This is a genomic window from Eudoraea sp. (assembly GCF_039969275.1).
Classification (GTDB): domain Bacteria; phylum Bacteroidota; class Bacteroidia; order Flavobacteriales; family Flavobacteriaceae; genus Eudoraea.
This window is the reverse complement of record NZ_JBDVOC010000015.1, coordinates 165,795-184,792: the sequence shown is the minus strand read 5'-3', so window position 1 is coordinate 184,792 and position 18,998 is coordinate 165,795. Positions and strand designations below refer to the sequence as shown.

Genomic DNA, 18,998 nt, shown 5'->3' with positions numbered 1-18,998 from the left:
TTATTGGGTTACAGGAACTTCTATTTCCAAATATTCCTGGTCGCCGTTTTCATCTTCACCCGTCCAAAACCTAAAGAGGTAGGTATCTGTATAAAGACAGATAAAGTTAAATGAACCTTCTACTTCGGCCATTCCATCTACACATTCCGGATCATCAAACTGCGATCCTATAGGAACTACATTTCTCGTTGTTTCTGCAATGGGGCTTACTTCAAAACCTTCAAAAGAAACACATCCATTAGGCAACACATAAGTTACGTTAATTTCATATTTCTCATGCAAACTAAATGATACAGGTAATTCGGCACTTACAACTTGTAATGGAATAAAGTAATAATTAGGTTGGTCATCGCTCAAACTACAAGAAGACAAAACAAATGCGAATACTACGAAAATCAGGGAAACTATTCTTTTCATAATCAGCTATTAAAATCTATAGTACAAGATGATAATATCAGCTAATGGTTGCTTAGAAAACCGAATAATAAAGAAAATGAGCCTGTTTAAACTATGCCTTTACAGTGCTAATGGCTTCTTTTATTTTACCTTCTAATTCTTCCAGGAGTTCTGGATTATCTTGCAAAAGCGATTTTACTGCATCTCTTCCCTGTCCAAGTTTTGTGTCTCCGTAACTGAACCAGGATCCACTTTTTTTGATAATTTCATACTGCACTCCAAGATCCAGAATTTCACCAACCTTAGATATTCCTTCACCGTACATTATGTCAAACTCTGCAGTTTTAAAAGGAGAAGCCACTTTATTTTTGACAACCTTCACCCTTGTTTTATTACCCAGTACAGCGCCTTCTGAATCTTTTATTTGCGTAGATCTGCGAATATCCAATCTTACAGAGGCATAGAACTTTAGAGCGTTACCCCCAGTAGTGGTTTCAGGATTTCCAAACATTACACCTATTTTTTCCCTTAACTGATTAATGAAGACTACAGTACAATGTGTTTTACTTATAGAGCCTGTTAATTTTCGAAGAGCCTGCGACATTAATCTGGCATGTAAACCCATTTTAGAATCTCCCATCTCACCTTCAATTTCACTTTTTGGCGTTAATGCTGCTACCGAATCTATGATAACTATATCTATTGCCCCTGAGCGAATTAGGTTATCTGCAATTTCTAGACCCTGTTCCCCATGATCTGGTTGTGAAATGATAAGGTTATCAATATCGACACCTAAATTTTTGGCGTAAAATCTATCAAATGCATGTTCTGCATCAATAAATGCCGCAATACCACCGTTTTTTTGAGCCTCGGCTATTGCATGCAAAGCGAGCGTGGTTTTTCCGGAAGATTCCGGGCCGTATATTTCTACAACTCTTCCCCGAGGATATCCACCTACTCCGAGGGCAATATCCAAGCCGAGCGAACCTGAAGGTATAACTTCTACATCCTCAACAACATAGTCTCCCATTTTCATAACGGCCCCCTTGCCATAGGTTTTGTCCAGTTTATCTAATGTTAGTTTTAATGCCTTAAGTTTCGCTTCTTTATCGTTAGCCATTTGTGATTTTCTATAAAATTAGGAGAGCTAAATTACCATTTCTTTTTTCATATAACAATGTCAAAAGCAACCTTTTTAGTATTCCCGCATCTCCCAGTTAAGTGTTCGTACTTAAACACAAAATATTCCATGGTTCCAAGGAACTTTGGGCCAATGGTGACCGCATCCTATCAGGTTAATCTGTGAAAAAGAAAATTACCAAGGAGTGGTCCTTAAAGAGTCTTGAATTTTCAAGACTCTTTTTTTTTATTTAATACGGGCATGAGTAACCTCCCAGATATGACTATTAGCCTCAAAATCAATTGGTTTTTCTCTTGTGCTAAAGCGGAATATGTTTAATTTTGCATTCTAATACATTCTTAAACTTAATAAGTTGGTATAGCATGCAACTGTACAATACATTAAGTGCTAAAGAAAGGGAAACTCTTATTGAAGAGGCCGGGCAGGAACGTCTGACTATTTCTTTTTACAAGTACGCACATATTCTCAATCCAAAATTATTTAGGAATCACTTATTCATTCATTGGAGCGAACTTGATGTCCTGGGAAGAATTTATGTAGCTCCAGAAGGCATTAACGCCCAATTGTCTGTGCCGGCCGATAATTTTAAGAAATTCAATTCACATTTGGACAGCATCATATTTCTTGAAAATGTTCGACTGAATATAGCCATAGAACAGTATAATAAGTCCTTTTTAAAACTCAAGATTAAGGTTCGGAAAAAAATTGTCGCGGATGGTTTGAATGATGCCACTTTCGATGTAACGAACAAAGGGATACATCTTGATGCCACACATTTTAATGAATTGATTGACGACCCAAATACAGTTTTGGTTGATATGCGAAATCACTATGAAAGTGAAATTGGACATTTTAAAAATGCAATCACACCAGATGTTGATACTTTTAGAGACTCATTGGATATAATAGAAAAAGATTTATCAGACTACAAGGAAAACAAGAACCTGGTAATGTATTGCACTGGAGGTATCCGATGTGAAAAGGCGAGTGCCTACTATAAACATAAAGGGTTCAAAAATGTATTTCAGCTTGAAGGAGGAATTATAGAATATACCCGTCAGGTTAGACAGAAGAATCTTGAAAATAAATTTCTTGGAAAGAATTTTGTATTTGATCACAGGAGAGGTGAGCGAATAACAGAAGATATCATAGCCCAATGTCATCAATGCGGTAAATCATTTGATACCCATGTTAACTGTGCTAATGAAGCTTGCCATCTACTTTTCATTCAATGTGAGGCATGTGCGGCTAAAATGAACAATTGTTGTTCAGACCATTGCAAAGAAATTCATGAACTTCCTTTTGAAGAGCAGAAAAGGCTTAGAAAAGGAAAAGAGGTTAGTAATAAAATTTTCAAAAAAGGAAGATCGGACGTATTAAAATTTAAAAAGTAAAGCTGTTCATAGTTAAGGGGCATTAATTTTAGAAGTTTTTGGAGTTCATTATCTAGACCTTATTACATCACCTTAGAATAAGAAGATCGATTATTTTGCACAATAATTACCGCTTTCCATCACAGTAAAAAAGTACTATCTTTACCTTCAATAATTATTTATGAACCTATTTTGGCAAATCCAACTTTTGTTTTTGCTAAACCAAGATATAAAATATGGGTTGTAACACTTGTTCAACCGGCAAGGATGGGCAGCCACGTGGATGCAAAGATAATGGAACATGCGGCACAGATAGCTGCAATAAATTGACCGTCTTTGACTGGCTTTCCAATATGTCCCTGCCAAGTGGTTCTCAGCCATTTGATTGTGTTGAAATTCGGTTTAAAAATAGCAGGAAAGAGTTTTTCAGGAACACAGAAAATCTGTCCTTATCCATTGGTGATATTGTGGCAACACAGGCTAAATCTGGTCATGACATTGGTCTTGTAACCTTAATCGGAGAATTAGTAAAGGTGCAGATGAAGCGAAAAAAAGTTTCCGATTCTGAAGAGGAAATCCCTAAAGTGTATCGCAAAGCAACTCAAAAGGATATTGACAAATGGCAGAGGTGCCGGGACAAGGAGGAAGAGATAAAAAAGCGTGCCCGTGAAATGGCTATTTTGCTAAAATTACAGATGAAGATCTCTGATGTTGAATTTCAGGGAGATGGATCTAAAGCTACTTTCTACTATACAGCAGAAGAACGCGTTGATTTTAGACAATTGATTAAGGATATGGCGAAGGCCTTTGGCATTCGCATTGAAATGAGACAAATTGGTTATAGACAAGAAGCACAACGTTTAGGAGGCATTGGTTCCTGCGGAAGGGAATTGTGCTGCTCTACCTGGTTGTCGGATTTCCGTTCAGTAAGTACTTCTGCAGCAAGGTATCAACAACTTTCACTTAATCCGCAAAAATTAGCAGGCCAATGTGGTAAGCTAAAGTGTTGTTTGAACTATGAACTGGATCTATATTTAGAGGCATTGGAAGATTTCCCTTCTCAGGAAAGCAAATTATTCACTGAAAAAGGAGTAGCTTTTTGTCAAAAAACAGACATTTTTAAAGGGTTGCTATGGTTCTCCTATAAAGAAGACGCCTCTAACTGGCATGTACTGACCAAAGAGCAAGTTCAGGAGATACTGGATAAGAATAAAGCAAAAAAACCAGTAGCCAGCCTTGAGGAGTTTGCGGTTGAAAATATTGAAGAAGAAAAGTTGATTTTTGAAAATGTTGTAGGGCAGGACAGCCTTACAAGGTTTGACCGCCCAAAACGAAGAAACAAGGGGAACAAGAATAAAAAAAGAAGGAATAACAGAAAAAGACCTGCCAAAAATGCCTAAAAGAATTTTCTTTTCAATTTCGATTTTATTGATTTTGGCATGTAATGATAAGCTGACTCATTCTGAATTTCAGGCAAATCCCGGCGGAATATGGTCTAAAAGCGACGCTAAGGAATTTAGCTTCACAGAAAATGACACGATTAGCGCGAATGACATTTTTATTTCTATAAGAAATGATGAATCTTTCCCTTACAGTAATCTATTTTTAATAGCAGATTTGAAATACCCTAATGGTGATATACAAAGGGATACCATGGAGTATGAGATGGCTATGCCGGATGGTAAATGGCTAGGGAAAGGATATGGAAGTATTAAAGAAAATAAACTTTGGTATAAGGAAAACATCATTTTTCCCGTTAAGGGCGTATATACTTTACAAATTTCCCATGCTATGCGCAAAAATGGCAACGCAGATGGGATCATGGAACTAGAAGGCATCACTGATGTTGGTTTCTTAATTGAAAAGCGTAAATAAGTTATGGCAAAAGCCCGGAAAAAGAAGGTTTCTTCCAACTTTTCTAAGTTTATTAAATGGTTTTGGATTCTGTTTGCTTCAGGCCTTTTTTTGATATTTTTAATATTTCTTTTGGCTTCCTGGGGAGCTTTGGGAGAAATGCCAACTTTTGAACGACTGGAGAATCCACAGACAAATTTGGCCACCGAGATCATCTCTTCAGATGGTCAAACCCTTGGAAAGTTTTATTTAGATGATAACAGAACTCCCGTGTCCTATGATGAATTGCCGGAGAATTTGGTTCAGGCTCTGGTTGCAACAGAAGATGCAAGATATTACGAGCATTCAGGAATAGATGCTATAGGTACAATAAGAGCAATAGTATTCCTTGGAAAACGAGGCGGGGCAAGTACTATTTCGCAACAATTATCCAAACTACTTTTTACTAAAAGGATATCTGGCGGTGTCCCTGGCAGAATTATCCAAAAAGTTAAGGAATGGGTTATAGCAATACGTCTGGAAAGGCAATACACAAAAGAAGAGATTATTGCCATGTATTTAAACACCTATGATTTTATCAATAATGCGGACGGAATACGCTCCGCATCAAGAATTTATTTTGGAAAAGAACCCATTGAGTTAAAGACTGAGGAGTCTGCTGTACTGGTTGGGATGCTAAAAAATTCTTCGTTATATAATCCCATGAGAAGAGAAGAATTAGTATTGAATCGACGCAACACCGTATTGGGTCAAATGGAGAAATATGATTTTATTTCAGAAAAGGAAAGCGATTCATTACGGGCCTTAAAAATGGACATAAATTTCACCCCGGAATCTCATCGGGATGGCCTCGCCACCTATTTTAGAATGTATTTACAAAGATTTCTTAACGATTGGATTGATAAAAATCCCAAACCTGCAGAAGAAGGCGAAAGAGATCGGTGGAATATTTATTTAGACGGGCTTAAAGTTTATACCACCGTCGATTACCGAATGCAGAAAAACGCCGAGGATGCCGTGATGGAACATATGAAACGACTTCAAAAAGAGTTTTTCCATCAAAATACGCCAGATAGAAATGCAACGGCCCCGTTTTTGGAGCTGAATTCTGAAGAGACAAACGGAATCATTGAGCGTGCCATGAGAACTTCGGAACGCTGGCGTATCATGAAGGCCAATGGTGTATCTGAAAAAGAGATCAGGGCATCATTTACGGAAAAAACCGAAATGACAGTATTTGATTGGAATAGTGACATACGGGAGAAGGATACGATTATGACTCCATTAGACTCCATAAGGTATTATAAAACCTTTTTAAGGGCTGCAATGATGTCGATGGAACCACAAACAGGACATGTTAGGGCCTGGGTAGGTGGACTTAACTATAAACACTTTCAATATGACAATGTAATTCAGGGAGCAAGACAGGCCGGCTCAACGTTTAAACCATTCGTTTATGCTGCCGCGATTGATCAATTAAGATTATCACCCTGTGATTCACTTCCGGATAGTCAGTATTGTATTGAAGCAGGGAAACACGGAAACCCTGAACCATGGTGCCCCAAGAATGCTGATGGAAAATATTCCGGAAAGATGTATACTTTAAAACGCGGGCTTGCCAACTCGGTAAATTCGGTTACCGCTCAGTTAATTGACAGAGTAGGACCTAAACCTGTTGTAGCTATTGTAAAAGATCTCGGTTTAACGGGGGAAATTCTTGAAGTACCTTCAATTGCCTTAGGGACCCCGGATTTTAATGTATATGAAATGGTAGGTGCTTATGGAACTTTTGTAAATCAGGGTGTTTATGTAAAACCGGTAATGGTAACCCGAATAGAAGATAAGAATGGTACAGTTCTCTATGAATACGTTCCGGAAACTAAGGATGTGCTTAGTAAAGAAGTGGCTTATGCAATGGTGAATTTAATGGAAGGGGTCACACAAGGTGGCTCAGGAACAAGATTAAGGCATTCCGGCAATAAAGACCAAACGGTATATAAAGAAATTATCACCGGGTATCCTTATGAATTCACAAATCCCATTGCCGGTAAAACAGGAACAACACAGAACCAAAGTGATGGTTGGTTTATGGGAATGGTGCCCAATCTGGTGACCGGTGTATGGGTTGGTGGCGAAGATAGGGCTACACATTTTAAGACTATATCTTATGGTCAGGGAGCTTCGATGGCATTACCTATATGGGCTTTATATATGAAAAGTAATTATGCAAATGAGGAATTGGGAATTTCTATGGAGGAATTTCCAAAACCCGAAGAACTTACTATTAATGTGGACTGCTCGAAAGAAAATGAAGAAACCCCGGGAAAAGATAATCTTGAAGATGACCTTGACGATCTCGATTTTTAGTAATAATTTTTTATTTTAAAAGATTTAACGAATTAAACTAATCCCGCTTTTTAGCGGGATTTTTTTATTTAAAAATGTATTTTAGTAGTTATAGGAAATAATATTTATAATTATCTTATTTAGTACTTATGATACGTAAAACAGTGGCCAATGTAAAGGACGCGTTACTAGGAGTGGAAGACGGAATGACCTTTATGCTGGGCGGTTTTGGGCTATGTGGGATACCTGAAAATGCAATTTCGGAGCTTGTTCGCCTGGGAGTAAATGATATTACCTGTATTAGCAATAATGCAGGGGTTGATGATTTTGGTCTGGGCTTATTACTGCAGAAACATCAGATCAAAAAAATGATCTCCTCATATGTTGGTGAAAATGACGAATTTGAACGGCAGATGTTAAGTGGGGAATTAGATGTTGAATTAACACCTCAAGGAACCCTTGCTGAGAAGTGCAGGGCAGCGCAAAGTGGTTTTCCAGCGTTTTATACACCTGCAGGTTACGGGACAGAAGTAGCAGAAGGCAAAGAAACACGAGAATTTAATGGCAAAATGTATGTTCTTGAACACGCATATGATGCTGACTTTTCATTCGTTAAGGCCTGGAAGGGTGATGAAGCCGGGAATTTGATTTTCAAAGGGACTGCACGAAATTTTAATCCTTGTATGTGTGGTGGCGCTAAGATAACAGTAGCAGAAGTTGAAGAACTAGTACCTGCCGGGGGTCTTGATCCAAATGAAATACATATCCCCGGTATATTTGTACAACGAATCTTCCAGGGAGAACACTATGAGAAGAGAATAGAACAACGAACTGTGCGATCTAAGAACTAATACTATTTAAGGATCATATTATGCTGGATAAAATTGGTATCGCAAAAAGAATTGCAAGGGAAGTAAAAGATGGATATTATGTCAATCTTGGAATTGGTATTCCAACCCTTGTGGCTAATTATGTCAATGATGATATTAGTGTGGAATTTCAAAGTGAAAATGGCGTTTTAGGGATGGGTCCATTTCCCTATGAAGGTGAAGAAGATGCGGATATAATTAATGCGGGCAAGCAAACCATTACCACCTTACCTGGAGCTTCTTTTTTTGACTCTGCAACTAGCTTTGGAATGATCCGTGGAAAACACGTTGATCTTACTATTCTTGGAGCTATGGAAGTTGCTGAAAATGGAGATATTGCTAATTGGAAAATACCCGGAAAAATGGTAAAGGGTATGGGCGGAGCAATGGATCTTGTTGCATCTGCAGAGAATATAATTGTGGCCATGATGCATACAAATAAAGCAGGAGAATCAAAACTGTTAAAAAAATGTTCGCTACCCCTTACCGGTGTTGGTTGTGTAAAAAAAGTGGTTACCAATCTTGGGGTTCTGGAGGTTACTTCAAAGGGATTCCAATTACTCGAAAGGGCTCCCGGTGTAACAGTTGATACTATAAAAAAGGCAACAGAAGGGACATTAATTGTTGAAGGGGATATTCCGGAGATGACCGTTTAACGATCATAATAAACACTTTATCGATAAATAGAAATCAGTTACTTTTTTCACAACAATTTAGAGATACTTCACAACATATTTTTAGAAGCTTGAGTCTCACACATTATCTTTATACTTTATTTATTAAACCCCAAATCTTATTTTATTAAAATTCCAAAAGTTATGGACGCACAAATTAACCACAGACCTATTGAAGAAGAAATCCAGGTATACCGAAACGACTTTTTTAGCGGTATAGTAATGTTGACCAGAAAACTGTTTATGTTTTAGCACATAATCACAAAATATTTAAAGGAGTAAAGCAATATGTTTTACTCCTTTTTTTATTTTAGATGATATTTCACTCCGGTATGAAACTTCATTTATCAAAATGTACTAATTCCGATTTAGATAGACTTATTTCGATTTCCAGAAAGACATTTATTGATGCCTTTGCAGAGGACAATAACCCTGATGATTTTAAAGCTTATATGAAAAAGGCTTTTTCTAAAGAACAGTTTTTATGCGAAATGGTAGACCCACAGACATCTTTTTATTTGGTTTTATCGAAAAATGAGGTTTTGGGATATTTCAAATTAAATGAAAATGAAGCACAAAGTGATATAAGGGATGAAAATGCAATTGAATTAGAAAGGATTTACGTAAAAAGTACATTTCAGGGAAACCAAATTGGACATTGGATGCTAAATCATATTAAAGATATTGCAACCAAAAAAAATAAGAGCTACTTATGGCTCGGAGTGTGGGAGAAAAACGGCAATGCCATTAGATTTTATGAAAAGAATGGATTTATAAAGTTTGGAAGACATCCTTATTATATAGGCAGAGATAAACAAATGGACTGGCTAATGAAGCTGAATTTGACTAACTTGAAAAAATAATAATATAAACAATGTATATAAAAACTCTTGTCCTCGCTATCTTAATATTTTCAATAAATCCTGCTATTGGTCAGCAAGCTTATTATTTTCCTGAAAGAAATGCTAAATGGCAGGAAAGGTCGCCATCTACTTTTAATTTTAATGAAAAGAAACTCAATGAAGCAGTAGATTTTGCAAAAAACAATGAATATTCGGGGTCAAGAGATTTGCGGATTGCAATTTTAAAAGGATTTGAACGAGAACCATTTCATCAAATTTTAGGACCTACTAAAAAACGAGGTGGTCCGGCAGGTATAATATTGAAAAACGGTTACATTGTTCAAAAATGGGGAGATATTAAACGTGTTGACATGACTTTTAGTGTGACTAAAAGTTTTTTGTCTACCGTTGCAGGTCTTGCTGTAGATAATCATCTAATTGAAAGTACAGATGATAAAGTTTCCTCCTATATCTGGGATGGCACATTTGCAGGGGAACACAACAGCAAAATTAGCTGGAAGCATTTACTACAACAAAATTCAGATTGGTCTGGTGAGTTATGGGGAGGCAAGGACTGGGCAGACAGGCCGCCAAAAGAGGGAGGCTTAAATGATTGGAAATTTAGAGAACTCAATGAACCCGGCACGGTTATGGAATATAATGATGTGCGTGTAAATGTGCTGGCTTATGCATTAACTCACGTTTGGCGAAAACCTGTTCCTGTAGTACTCAAAGAGTATGTAATGGATAAAATTGGAGCTTCAACTACATGGCGCTGGTTTGGCTACGACAACGCCTGGACAGTGATTGACGGAATAAAAATGAAATCTGTTACAGGGGGTGGTCATTCAGGAGCAGGAATTTTTATAAGCGCTGAGGACATGGCCCGTTTTGGTTTACTATTTCTAAATAATGGAAAATGGAACTCAGAACAACTTCTTAGCGAGGCCTGGATAAAAGAAGCAACCACACCTTCGGCACCAAATCCTAACTATGGTCATATGTGGTGGCTTAACAATAAAGGAGATCGCCATTGGGAGGCACTTTCAGAAGACATCTACTATGCCGCCGGTTTTGGCGGGAATTTTATTGTTATTGACAGGGCTAATAACCTGGTAGTGATCACAAGATGGCTGGAACCCTCGAAAATTGCAAGTTTAATGGGCCTACTTCAGGATGCAATGGAATAGAATAAATGTATAGACCAAAGATAATTTGATAAGGGATCAGCTAGATTGTTATGATGATTTCAGCCGCCTTTAAGAGCGTTTCCGTGGTTTTTGCAAAACAAATCCGAATCTGTTTATTATCTACAAGATCTTTATTAAAAACTGAAATTGGGATACAGGCAATACCGGATTCTTTAGCGAGTCTTTCGGTAAAAGCAATATCACTTTCATTACTGATTTCTGAAAAATCCAATAGTTGAAAATATGTCCCCTGAGTAGGACTAAATTTGAATCTTGAGTTTTTGATTGCAGATAAAAACAAATCACGCTTTTCCTGATAAAATGGACCTAATTCCAAATAGTGAGCTGGTTGCTTCAGATATTCAGCCAGTGCTCGCTGAAATGGATGATTTACACAAAACACATTGAACTCATGAATTTTCTGGAATTCTTTCATTAGTTCTGCCGGTGCCGCGCAATAACCCATTTTCCAACCGGTTGCATGAAAAGTTTTACCAAATGAGGCACAAACAAAACTTCGTGATGCCAAATCCGGGTATTTGGAAGCACTCTCATGGGAGTTACTATCAAATACTATATGCTCGTAAACTTCATCACTTAACAAAATGATATTTGTGTCTTTTAGGCAACTTTGGAGCATTAACATATCGGAACTTGAAAATACCATCCCGCTGGGATTATGTGGTGTATTAATAATGACCATCCTGGTTTTGTCATTAAGATGTGCTTTAAATACATCCCAATCTATGGAATAGTCCTTGCCCGTTAATTGAATTAATACAGGAATACCACCATTTGCTTTAATAGCTGGTTCATAACAATCATAGGCCGGTTTAAGAACAATAACTTCGTCATTTGGCCAAACCATTGCTGAAATAGCGGTAAAAATAGCCTGTGTTGCTCCTACTGTAATGGTTATTTCAGACTGTGGATGGTAATTAGTTCCATATAAAAGCGCAATCTTTTCAGCAATTACCTCTTTAAGAGAATAGATACCACCTAAAGGAGCATATTGATTATAACCGTCTTTCATTGCTTTTGCAACCAATTGAATAAGAACAGGATCTGGTTCAAAATTGGGAAAACCCTGTGATATGTTAATAGCATTGTGCTCTTTTGAGAGCCTGCTCATGGTAGTAAATATAGATTCAGGCAGCTTTGGCAATTTGGAAGTAATATTGTGTGCAGACGACTTCATAGCATTATAGTTATGGTAAAAATAGCAAAAAAGAGTTGGAGATATTGCAATTAAAAATCCCGGATAATACTACCCGGGATTTTAGAAATATGTACAATTTTCTATTAACCTTTTATGGAGGCACCTAAATACTCTCTATTCATTCTGGCAATATTCTCCAAAGAAATACCTTTTGGGCATTCTATCTCACAGGCACCAGTATTTGTGCAATTTCCAAAACCTTCCAGATCCATCTGGCGTACCATGTTCTGTACGCGTTCTGCTGCTTCAATTCGTCCTTGTGGTAATAAGGCAAACTGTGATACTTTGGCTGAAGTGAATAGCATAGCGCTGGCATTTTTACAAGCCGCAACACATGCTCCACAACCAATACACGCCGCCGCATTAAAAGCTTTATCGGCGTTCTCTTTCCTAATAGGGATATTATTCGCATCAACTGTATTACCCGAAGTGTTTACAGAAATAAAACCACCAGCCTGTTGAATACGTTCAAATGCATTTCTATCCACAATCAAATCTTTGATTACCGGAAAGGCTTTAGCTCTAAAAGGTTCGATTACTATGGTATCCCCATCTTTAAAACTTCGCATGTGGAGTTGACATACTGTGATAAGTCTGTCCGGACCATGCGGACGTCCATTAATTTGAAGAGAGCATGTCCCGCAAATACCTTCTCGGCAATCATGATCAAACTCAATAGGCACCTCGCCTTTCGAAATTAAATCTTCGTTTAATATATCCAGCATTTCCAGGAAGGACATATCGCCTTCAACACCATTCATGGTGTAGTCTACTATTTTTCCTTTTGAGGAAGCATCTTTTTGACGCCATATTTTAAGATAAATCTTCATAGCTTATTATTTATAGGAACGAGTCTTTAATTCAATGTTTTCATAAATCAAATTCTCTTTATGCAATTTGGCGTCTTTTGGCTCTCCTTTATATTCCCAGGCCGACACAAACTTGAAATTTTCGTCGTCACGTAAAGCTTCCCCTTCAGGAGTTTGATATTCTTCTCTAAAGTGACCCCCACAAGACTCTTTACGTTCCAAGGCATCCATGGCAAAAAGTTCCCCAAGTTCCAGGAAATCTGACACACGACCTGCTTTTTCTAATTCCTGATTTTTGTCATCTGCAGCTCCAGGTACTTTTACATTTTCCCAAAAATCCTTCCTTAAAGCAGCAATTTCTTCAACGGCTTCTTTTAATCCTTTAGCATTACGAGACATACCACATTTATTCCACATGATTTTACCAAGCTTTTTGTGATAATAATCAACAGAATGAGTTCCCTTAGCGGACATTAATTTATTGATCTTATCCAAAACGTCTTTCTCGGTCTTATCAAATTCTACAGAATCTGTTGGTATAGGGCCTGTACGGATATCGTCGGCTAAGAAATCACCAATAGTATATGGTAAAACAAAGTAACCATCAGCCAAACCTTGCATTAACGCGGATGCTCCAAGCCTGTTTGCTCCATGATCACTGAAATTGGCCTCTCCTGCTGCATAACATCCGGGAATGGTAGTCTGCAAATTGTAATCAACCCATAGACCTCCCATCGTATAATGTACCGCAGGATAAATCATCATTGGGGTCTTGTATGGATTTTCATCCACAATTTTTTCATACATCTGGAATAGATTTCCATATTTCGCTTCAACAACCTCTTCTCCAAGTTTTCTTATATGGGCATCGTCCGCATTTTTAAGGCCAGATGTGAGTGCTTTTTCACTTCCATATCGCATTATTGCAGCATCAAAATCCAGATATACCGCTTCTCCAGTTTTATTTACTCCATATCCCGCATCACAACGTTCTTTCGCAGCCCTTGAAGCAACATCCCGTGGTACAAGATTCCCAAAAGCCGGGTATCTGCGTTCTAAATAGTAATCCCTGTCTTCTTCTTTTAATTGCGTAGGCTTTAATTTACCTTCTCGAATTGCCTGAGCATCTTCTAATCTTTTTGGCACCCATATTCGGCCATCGTTCCTTAAAGATTCCGACATTAAGGTAAGTTTGGATTGATGTTCTCCTGATACCGGAATACAAGTTGGATGAATTTGTGTAAAACACGGGTTAGACATAAAAGCACCTCTGCGATGTGTACGCCAGGCGGCCATTACATTAGCACCCATGGCATAGGTAGAGAGAAAAAATAAATTGCCGTATCCCCCGGTAGCTATTACAACTGCATGTGCAGAATGACGGTCAATTTCACCTGTAATGAGATTTCTAGTAATAATTCCTCTTGCTTTTCCATCCACAATTACCAAATCCAGCATTTCATGCCTTGTATGTGACTTAATCTTTCCACGATGTATCTGCCGGTTCATCGCGGCATATGCCCCTAATAATAATTGTTGCCCTGTTTGTCCTTTGGCATAAAAGGTTCTGGAAACTAAAACTCCACCGAAGGATCTGTTATCTAATAGTCCGCCATAATCACGGGCAAATGGCACACCCTGGGAAACGCATTGGTCAATAATATTACCAGACACTTCGGCCAAACGATAAACATTAGCTTCGCGCGACCTATAGTCACCACCTTTTACTGTATCATAAAATAGTCTGTAATCGCTGTCACCGTCGCCTTGATAATTTTTAGAAGCATTTATTCCACCCTGCGCGGCAATTGAGTGTGCCCTTCTCGGTGAATCCTGGTAACAAAATGTTTTAACATTGTATCCCAATTCTGCGAAAGAAGCGGCAGCAGAACCGCCGGCCAGACCAGTACCTACAACGATAATATCAATATTACGCTTATTAGCAGGATTTACTAAATCTATTTCATTTTTATATTTTGTCCATTTCTCAGCCAAAGGCCCCGATGGAATTTTTGAATCAAGAATGCCCATAATTAATGAGTTATAGGGTTAAGATGATGATATATAGCAATAAAGACAAATACCAAAGGAATTACTACCGCATAGATTTTGGTAAATGATTTAATAGATGGGGTGTATTTATTGTTTAAACCCATACTTTGAAAAGATGAGGCAAAGCCATGCCATAAATGAAGGCTGAGTAATCCGAAAGAAACAATATAAAGAACAGTTCTCCATATGGGAGCAAATTTCTCAACAGTTTCCGTATAATAACGTGTAGGGTCTTCAGGGCTGGCCTCTATATATTTGTAGGTCATTTCATGAATCCAAAAGTCATAAAAGTGTAACCCCAGAAAAGCAAGGATAACCAGACCAGTTATTATCATGTTACGTGAAACCCATGGAGCGTTGGCAGCTCCTTTGTATTTGGTGTATTTAATTGACCGTGCCTGCATATTTTGAAACTCAAGAACTATTCCCATTACAAAATGTACAATAACACCAATAATTAACACTGGCTGCATTATGTATTGTACCAGTCCATTATAGCCCATAAAATGGGACCATTGGTTAAAAGTGTCGGGGGAAATTACAGAGGTTAAATTAATGGTTACATGAAGTGCCAAAAACAATACCAAAAAAAGACCCGAAAGTGCCATTACCACTTTCCGGGCTATGGACGATTTAATCAGTGAACTCATTAGTTAAAGTTTAGTTGACCAAATTTAAGTCAAGAGTAAATCATTAACAAATTTCCAGACCTATTAGAATGGTATTTAGATTGATTTTAAGCAAACACAAAGAGTTTGATTCACTTTCATTGAGAAAACCGCCATAAACCCAGAATAACTAGGACTAAAATGAATTTATGGATTATGATTAATATTATTCTTTCTCATTTTTATCTCCCATATCTGCCAACTGGGTCGTAAGGGAGTTTGTAGAGAGTTGTACCTCAACCAAGGATAAAACTAAAGAAATCATAAGAGCAAGAAGACTAATACCAAAGATGAGGTTGGCCCAGAAATCTTGTTCTATGTAGATGAGAAACATAGTAATGGCGCTGAACAGGAAACTCAGTATTGCAACAGCCTGCATGTTCTTTATAATTTTAAGTCGTCTTTCTAATTGACGCACCTGTATTCCCAAGACGCGGGATGCCTTTTCCTGATATTGTTTATGTAATTGACGAATGAGTGCTGCTATTGCCAAATATCGGGCATTATAAGCCAACATACTTAGCGAAATGGCTGGAAATAAAAGTGCCGGGATACTTAGTGTTAATTGCATATTAATTAGGGTTATTCAATTTTAAAATTAATTTTTTGACTGGCTGCAGCCGAGGAAATTTCTACCTCATAGGCACCAATAGGTAAATAGGTTTTACCATCTTTGGCCGTTTTAAGTTTCACCTTATTTTTTTTCAAATAATCCAGTTTGCCTTTCTTGGAAAATGAGACATCAAAAGACATAATATTTAAACCTTTGTCTGCCTTAAACTCGGACTCACTCACAAGCGTTTTATCTGAAGAAAAAACTTTTGCTGAGTAATTCGATGATTTTTTCGAATAAAATATTATGTCCAATCCGGGAGTATTTGGTTTTGACCAGGAGCTATAAGGATTACCCCATCTTTGAGAGTGTTTTAAGTTATCTGGCTTAAAAACATGCAATTCCTTGGTGAGGATTTTCTCGTTCATTTCCTGTAAACACGAAATATTTGCCTTATAGATACTTCTACCATGGGTCCCTACCAAAAGGTCTTTAGCTTCTGGTTGAATTACCAAATCGTGTACAGCAACATTGGGAATTCCGTTTTGAAATAGTTCCCAGGAATTACCTTGATTAACTGACAGGTATAGTCCGTTGTCTGTACCTATAAATAAGAGATTTTCATTTTCGGGATCTTCAATTATTACATTTATTGGTGAAGCCGGAAGCTTGGAAGCAATATTTTTCCATGAATTACCGTAGTCATTGCTCATATAAACATAAGGTGTAAAATCATCATTGCGGTAACCATTAAGGGTAACGTATATCCGTTCTTTTTTATGTTTGGAGGCAGCGACCCTGCTGACCCAGAGATTTTGTGGTAGCTCACTTGATATCAAATCCCAGTTGCCGCCATTGTTTTTAGATAGATGCACGAGACCGTCATCACTGCCAGTGTAAATCAAACCAAATTTTAAGGGAGATTCACTGATTGTTGTTAAAGTACCATATGCCACATTCCCTTTTTTCCCTCCCAGCGTAAGGTCGTCTGAAATAACTTCCCAGGCGTCGCCCTGATTTAGTGAACGGTGAATTTTATTACTCCCCAGGTAAAGAATATCCTGATTATGTGCAGACAGCAGTATTGGTGTCTGCCAGTTAAAGCGGTAAGGCTGCTCACCTAAGTCATGTTTGGGTTGTATACGAGTGGTTTTATCTGCATTTAAATTAAGGCGATAATAATTACCAAACTGAAATCCGGTGTAAACAATATCTGAATTCCTTTTATCTATCTGGACTTGCATTCCGTCACCACCCAGAATCATTTTCCAGGGATAACGTCCTTTCTGCCGCCATTCGCTATTCTCCACAGAATTGTGGGCTCCTCTCCACACACCATTATCCTGAAGCCCGCCATATACATTATAAGGTTTCTCATTGTCAATATTAATAGCGTAGAACTGACCTACGGCAGGGGTATTATTTTTGATCCAATTAGCTCCGTCATCATATGAGATATTTACTCCACCATCGTTTCCATTAATTAGGTGTCCAGGTTTTTGAGGATTTACCCAAAGTGCGTGATGGTCTGCATGTACATTTTCCCCATTAATTGAAGTGAAGGTTTTACCACCATCGTCAGACTTTATTATAGGAACACCTCCCAAATAAATCTTATTTTTATCAGTGGCAGCTACTCTGATCTGTGCAAAATAATATCCATAGCTGTAAAAAAGATCATCAAGGTATTTTTCATTTCTTTTTTTCCAGGTTAACCCTCCATCTTCGCTTTTATATACCTCAGCCCCCACAACCGGGGTATCAAATAGTAAGGAATTCGCATTTTCAAGGTAGCTGGCAAGATCCTGAGGTTTTGCCGTACCACTTTTAATAAGTTGTTTTACATTCTCAGCCTTGTATTTTTCCTGAAACCCGTTTCTTTTCAGGTACTTATCAAGTTCCTTATTATCCAATTTTAAAAAAGTTTCGACACTCATGCTTTTAAATTGATCTTTAGTGAGTCCGTCAGATTCTTCAGGATCAATTTCCGTCTTTGTTCTTCGAAATTGACTGTCCAGGACTGCGTACAAAGTATTCTCATCATATACCGCCAATCCAATACGCCCAACATTTTCGCCGGAAGGGAATCCACTGTTCCCACCACTTATCTTGGTCCAGCCAGAGCCACCATCTATACTCTTATAAATTCCAGAACCACTACCGTTACCTTTAAAATTCCAGGCTTTTCGATCTTTTTCCCAGGCAGCCGCATAAATAATATTAAAATTTCCAGGGACAAAAGCCAGGTCGATAATGCCTGTGGCGTCATTTATAAAAAGGGTCTTTTCCCAGCTGGAACCTCCATCTGAAGTTTTATAAATTCCACGCTCCTGATTGTTAGTGTACAAATTGCCGGTTACACCCACAACCAATTCGTTGGGGTTATTGGGATTTATCACAATCCTGCCGATATGCTGGGAATCTGAAAGCCCTTTGTTTTCCCAGGATTTGCCCTTATCAGTAGATTTCAGGAGACCGATACCGGCATAGGAGGAACGTGAAGCATTGTTCTCACCAGTTCCTACCCATATGGTCCCGGAACCCCAATCTATTGCGATATCCCCAATATTTTGTGTGGCGGAATTATCCATTACAGGTGAAAATGTGGTGCCGTTATTATTTGTATACCAAAGGCCGCCCGAGGCATAGGCAACATAAAATTCGGTAGGATCATCAGGATTTACATCAATATCTACAACTCTTCCACTCATTATTGTAGGGCCAATACTTGAGAAAGGAATATTTTTAACCAGAGAATTAGCCTCCATTTGCTTTTTGAGCATCAGGGCTTCCTCTATATTATTGGATTGACCTGTTATGGATTGAACGATACTTATAAAAAAAGTAAAAAATGCAATTAGTGGCAGATTATATTTCATCGGTTTGAAAATAAATATTGGTGTGTGAAAATATGAATTTGTGGTTGTGCGGACAAGAATATAATAATAGATTTCCGTTCATTTAATGATTTACTGAGGAATTATTCGAGTCTGCATACTTCTTAATATGGTC

Annotated in this window: 16 protein-coding genes; 8 read left to right on the top strand and 8 right to left on the bottom strand. The window is 37.9% G+C overall.

The annotated features are described in order from the left end of the window. A complete protein-coding gene (locus ABJH90_RS14850; protein ID WP_348140708.1) occupies nucleotides 1-417 on the bottom strand; it encodes a hypothetical protein in 417 nt (138 codons plus the stop codon). A 91-nt stretch (nucleotides 418-508) separates the two neighbouring features. Further along, complete coding sequence (gene recA, locus ABJH90_RS14845; RefSeq protein WP_348140706.1) at nucleotides 509-1,516, bottom strand: recombinase RecA; 1,008 nt, start codon at nucleotides 1,514-1,516, stop codon at nucleotides 509-511. A 383-nt stretch (nucleotides 1,517-1,899) separates the two neighbouring features. Between recA and ABJH90_RS14840 the strand changes: the two genes are divergently transcribed. The 8 genes from ABJH90_RS14840 to ABJH90_RS14805 all read left to right on the top strand — a co-directional run bounded on the left by ABJH90_RS14840 (nucleotide 1,900) and on the right by ABJH90_RS14805 (nucleotide 10,685). Continuing rightward, nucleotides 1,900-2,931 carry a rhodanese-related sulfurtransferase gene (locus tag ABJH90_RS14840; protein WP_348140704.1) on the top strand — a complete coding sequence of 344 codons (1,032 nt, stop codon included), beginning with the start codon at nucleotides 1,900-1,902 and terminating at the stop codon, nucleotides 2,929-2,931. A gap of 215 nt (nucleotides 2,932-3,146) precedes the next feature. Next, nucleotides 3,147-4,310, top strand: coding sequence for a regulatory iron-sulfur-containing complex subunit RicT (gene ricT, locus ABJH90_RS14835; RefSeq protein ID WP_348140702.1), 1,164 nt, complete (start codon nucleotides 3,147-3,149; stop codon nucleotides 4,308-4,310). Continuing rightward, the gene (locus ABJH90_RS14830) at nucleotides 4,303-4,785 is read left to right on the top strand and encodes a gliding motility lipoprotein GldH (protein WP_348140701.1); all 483 of its coding nucleotides are present in this window, start codon (nucleotides 4,303-4,305) and stop codon (nucleotides 4,783-4,785) included. The genes ricT and ABJH90_RS14830 overlap by 8 nt, the downstream gene beginning before the upstream one ends. A gap of 3 nt (nucleotides 4,786-4,788) precedes the next feature. Next, the gene (locus tag ABJH90_RS14825; protein WP_348140699.1) at nucleotides 4,789-7,131 is read left to right on the top strand and encodes a transglycosylase domain-containing protein; all 2,343 of its coding nucleotides are present in this window, start codon (nucleotides 4,789-4,791) and stop codon (nucleotides 7,129-7,131) included. Between the two features lie 128 nt (nucleotides 7,132-7,259). Further along, nucleotides 7,260-7,961 carry a CoA transferase subunit A gene (locus ABJH90_RS14820; protein WP_348140697.1) on the top strand — a complete coding sequence of 234 codons (702 nt, stop codon included), beginning with the start codon at nucleotides 7,260-7,262 and terminating at the stop codon, nucleotides 7,959-7,961. 20 nt (nucleotides 7,962-7,981) lie between these two features. Then, nucleotides 7,982-8,635, top strand: a complete 654-nt coding sequence (locus ABJH90_RS14815) for a 3-oxoacid CoA-transferase subunit B (RefSeq protein ID WP_348140695.1) — start codon at nucleotides 7,982-7,984, stop codon at nucleotides 8,633-8,635. Nucleotides 8,636-8,985: 350 nt separating this feature from the next. Further along, nucleotides 8,986-9,516 (top strand): GNAT family N-acetyltransferase, encoded by a 531-nt coding sequence (locus tag ABJH90_RS14810; protein WP_348140693.1) that lies wholly within the window; start codon nucleotides 8,986-8,988, stop codon nucleotides 9,514-9,516. Between the two features lie 11 nt (nucleotides 9,517-9,527). Further along, on the top strand, nucleotides 9,528-10,685 hold the full coding sequence (locus ABJH90_RS14805; RefSeq protein WP_348140691.1) for a serine hydrolase: 1,158 nt from the start codon (nucleotides 9,528-9,530) through the stop codon (nucleotides 10,683-10,685). A 40-nt stretch (nucleotides 10,686-10,725) separates the two neighbouring features. On the opposite strand, the gene ABJH90_RS14800 is transcribed toward ABJH90_RS14805, so the two are convergent. The 6 genes from ABJH90_RS14800 to ABJH90_RS14775 all read right to left on the bottom strand — a co-directional run bounded on the left by ABJH90_RS14800 (nucleotide 10,726) and on the right by ABJH90_RS14775 (nucleotide 18,865). Next, nucleotides 10,726-11,883, bottom strand: coding sequence for a methionine aminotransferase (locus ABJH90_RS14800; protein ID WP_348140689.1), 1,158 nt, complete (start codon nucleotides 11,881-11,883; stop codon nucleotides 10,726-10,728). Nucleotides 11,884-11,987: 104 nt separating this feature from the next. Beyond that, nucleotides 11,988-12,734, bottom strand: a complete 747-nt coding sequence (locus ABJH90_RS14795; RefSeq protein WP_348140687.1) for a succinate dehydrogenase/fumarate reductase iron-sulfur subunit — start codon at nucleotides 12,732-12,734, stop codon at nucleotides 11,988-11,990. A gap of 6 nt (nucleotides 12,735-12,740) precedes the next feature. Then, complete coding sequence (locus ABJH90_RS14790) at nucleotides 12,741-14,744, bottom strand: fumarate reductase/succinate dehydrogenase flavoprotein subunit (protein WP_348140685.1); 2,004 nt, start codon at nucleotides 14,742-14,744, stop codon at nucleotides 12,741-12,743. Between the two features lie 2 nt (nucleotides 14,745-14,746). After that, on the bottom strand, nucleotides 14,747-15,415 hold the full coding sequence (locus ABJH90_RS14785; RefSeq protein WP_348140684.1) for a succinate dehydrogenase cytochrome b subunit: 669 nt from the start codon (nucleotides 15,413-15,415) through the stop codon (nucleotides 14,747-14,749). Between the two features lie 184 nt (nucleotides 15,416-15,599). Then, complete coding sequence (locus tag ABJH90_RS14780) at nucleotides 15,600-16,004, bottom strand: DUF2721 domain-containing protein (protein ID WP_348140682.1); 405 nt, start codon at nucleotides 16,002-16,004, stop codon at nucleotides 15,600-15,602. A gap of 11 nt (nucleotides 16,005-16,015) precedes the next feature. Further along, a complete protein-coding gene (locus ABJH90_RS14775) occupies nucleotides 16,016-18,865 on the bottom strand; it encodes a glycosyl hydrolase (RefSeq protein WP_348140680.1) in 2,850 nt (949 codons plus the stop codon). Nucleotides 18,866-18,998 lie beyond the last annotated feature (133 nt).

What these genes read in the sequence shown, in the direction of transcription:
- ABJH90_RS14805 (WP_348140691.1), top strand. Translation starts at nt 9,528, where the DNA reads ATGTATATAAAAACTCTTGTCCTCGCTATCTTAATATTTTCAATAAAT.
- ABJH90_RS14820 (WP_348140697.1), top strand. Translation starts at nt 7,260, where the DNA reads ATGATACGTAAAACAGTGGCCAATGTAAAGGACGCGTTACTAGGAGTG.
- ABJH90_RS14785 (WP_348140684.1), bottom strand. Translation starts at nt 15,415, where the DNA reads ATGAGTTCACTGATTAAATCGTCCATAGCCCGGAAAGTGGTAATGGCA.
- ABJH90_RS14775 (WP_348140680.1), bottom strand. Translation starts at nt 18,865, where the DNA reads ATGAAATATAATCTGCCACTAATTGCATTTTTTACTTTTTTTATAAGT.
- ABJH90_RS14815 (WP_348140695.1), top strand. Translation starts at nt 7,982, where the DNA reads ATGCTGGATAAAATTGGTATCGCAAAAAGAATTGCAAGGGAAGTAAAA.
- ABJH90_RS14850 (WP_348140708.1), bottom strand. Translation starts at nt 417, where the DNA reads ATGAAAAGAATAGTTTCCCTGATTTTCGTAGTATTCGCATTTGTTTTG.
- ABJH90_RS14830 (WP_348140701.1), top strand. Translation starts at nt 4,303, where the DNA reads ATGCCTAAAAGAATTTTCTTTTCAATTTCGATTTTATTGATTTTGGCA.
- ricT (WP_348140702.1), top strand. Translation starts at nt 3,147, where the DNA reads ATGGGTTGTAACACTTGTTCAACCGGCAAGGATGGGCAGCCACGTGGA.
- recA (WP_348140706.1), bottom strand. Translation starts at nt 1,516, where the DNA reads ATGGCTAACGATAAAGAAGCGAAACTTAAGGCATTAAAACTAACATTA.
- ABJH90_RS14780 (WP_348140682.1), bottom strand. Translation starts at nt 16,004, where the DNA reads ATGCAATTAACACTAAGTATCCCGGCACTTTTATTTCCAGCCATTTCG.
- ABJH90_RS14840 (WP_348140704.1), top strand. Translation starts at nt 1,900, where the DNA reads ATGCAACTGTACAATACATTAAGTGCTAAAGAAAGGGAAACTCTTATT.
- ABJH90_RS14825 (WP_348140699.1), top strand. Translation starts at nt 4,789, where the DNA reads ATGGCAAAAGCCCGGAAAAAGAAGGTTTCTTCCAACTTTTCTAAGTTT.
- ABJH90_RS14800 (WP_348140689.1), bottom strand. Translation starts at nt 11,883, where the DNA reads ATGAAGTCGTCTGCACACAATATTACTTCCAAATTGCCAAAGCTGCCT.
- ABJH90_RS14790 (WP_348140685.1), bottom strand. Translation starts at nt 14,744, where the DNA reads ATGGGCATTCTTGATTCAAAAATTCCATCGGGGCCTTTGGCTGAGAAA.
- ABJH90_RS14810 (WP_348140693.1), top strand. Translation starts at nt 8,986, where the DNA reads ATGAAACTTCATTTATCAAAATGTACTAATTCCGATTTAGATAGACTT.
- ABJH90_RS14795 (WP_348140687.1), bottom strand. Translation starts at nt 12,734, where the DNA reads ATGAAGATTTATCTTAAAATATGGCGTCAAAAAGATGCTTCCTCAAAA.